Raw genomic sequence first — 1,607 nt, 5'->3', positions numbered from 1 at the left:
TTTCCAGTGTAAAATGTACTTGGGTCATGTAAAGTCCTCCTGGGTATGTTTTTGTGGTTAAAAACATTGTACCGTAAAAGGACCTTACATGGCCTTTTTGCTTTTACACAATTATATGGACTTTATCATCATTATTTATTCTAATAAGACAGTTTGTGTATAAGAACTCAAGCGAATAATGAGGAGATGAATGCTATAAAATAGACATTCGAACAGGATTATAGAAGGTAATACAAGAAGAATATTACAAATAAAATGATTTTTTCACATTTTAAGGCGTATAAGTTCATTTGTTTGTGTTATTTTTCATTTTCTATATAATAATTATATAAAGTTATTTTAAAGGTAACTATTGTATAAAAAGAAAGGTTGATATTAATGAGAGCGGCAAGATTTTATAATGCAAAAGATATTCGTGTGGAAGACATCGAAGAACCAAAGCTAGTTGGTGACGATGATGTTAAAGTGCGTGTAGCTTGGGCGGGTATTTGTGGTAGTGACTTACATGAATATTTAGCAGGGCCAATCATAGCTCCAGGCGATGAACCTGATCCACTTACTGGTCAAAAACGTCCTATTACCATGGGACATGAATTTTCAGGTGTTGTTGAAGAAGTTGGTAGTAACGTTAAGACAGTAAAACCAGGTGACAAAGTAGCAATTAATCCACTTATCACAAGTGGTAATCATGATAATCGTTTATATGATATGTATAAAGGCTTCCAATTCGTTGGTTTAGGCTCAGATGGTGGATTTGCTGATTATACAGTCGTTGACAAGATTAACGTGGTTAAAGTCAGTGATGATGTTTCTTTAGAAATTGCTGCGTTAGTAGAGCCGACTGCTGTTGCGATGCAAGCTATTCGAGAATCAGAGATGGAGTTTGGCGAAACGGTAGCAGTGTTTGGTGTTGGTCCGATTGGATTAGTAAATATTATTGCTGCACGTGCAGCTGGTGCTAAAGAAATTTTTGCATTTGACTTATCGGAAGAGCGACTAGCAAAAGCGAAAGAAGTCGGAGCAACTCATGTCGTTAACTCGGGTGAAGTTGATCCGAATGAGTACATTAAAGAACGTTACCCAGATGGAGTTGATAGAACATTTGAAGTGGCTGGCGTGCCTGTAACATTAGAACAAGCAATTCAAGTGACTCGTCCACGCGGTACAGTCACTGTGGTCTCTATTTTTGAAGAACCCATTGACTTTAATCCAATGTTATTAACAGCTTCTGGTGTTCGTATATCATCAACACTAGCGTATGAAGATGATATTTTTGATCTAACGCTGAAGATGATTGAAAATAATCAAATTGATGTATCACCACTTATTACTGACCATATTGAGCTAGAAAATATCGTTGAAAATGGTTTTGAATCATTAAGCAATGATAAGAGTCAAGCGAAAATCCTTGTAAAACTTAGTGGCGACAAATAAAAATTAACGGATTTAAACAGCCTATACTTTACAATTATATAGTAAACCTGAATAATTCATAGCTCTATAATTAAAGCTGTTTTCTTGAACAGATTAATTATCTTTGAAAAAATAAGGAATTTTTCCTCGAAACGGTGTGTTCTCGGGCTTGATTCCTATTGAATAAACCTCCT

The 1,607-nt window shown here is 35.3% G+C and carries 1 protein-coding gene; it reads left to right on the top strand.

Features of this window, described 5'->3' with window-relative positions; translation table 11 throughout:
• The first annotated feature begins 378 nt into the window (after positions 1–378).
• Positions 379–1,434 carry a 2,3-butanediol dehydrogenase gene (locus ACYVLS_RS09000; protein WP_166063450.1) on the top strand — a complete coding sequence of 352 codons (1,056 nt, stop codon included), beginning with the start codon at positions 379–381 and terminating at the stop codon, positions 1,432–1,434.
• The last annotated feature ends 173 nt before the right edge of the window (positions 1,435–1,607 follow it).

The sequence above is a fragment of the Alkalibacterium psychrotolerans genome (genome assembly GCF_054784355.1).
Note: the sequence above shows the minus strand (reverse complement) of the source record. Positions and strands in the feature narration are given on the sequence as shown.

Bases quoted from the DNA above. Each gene is read 5' to 3' on its own strand.
- ACYVLS_RS09000 (WP_166063450.1), top strand. From the start codon at position 379: ATGAGAGCGGCAAGATTTTATAATGCAAAAGATATTCGTGTGGAAGAC.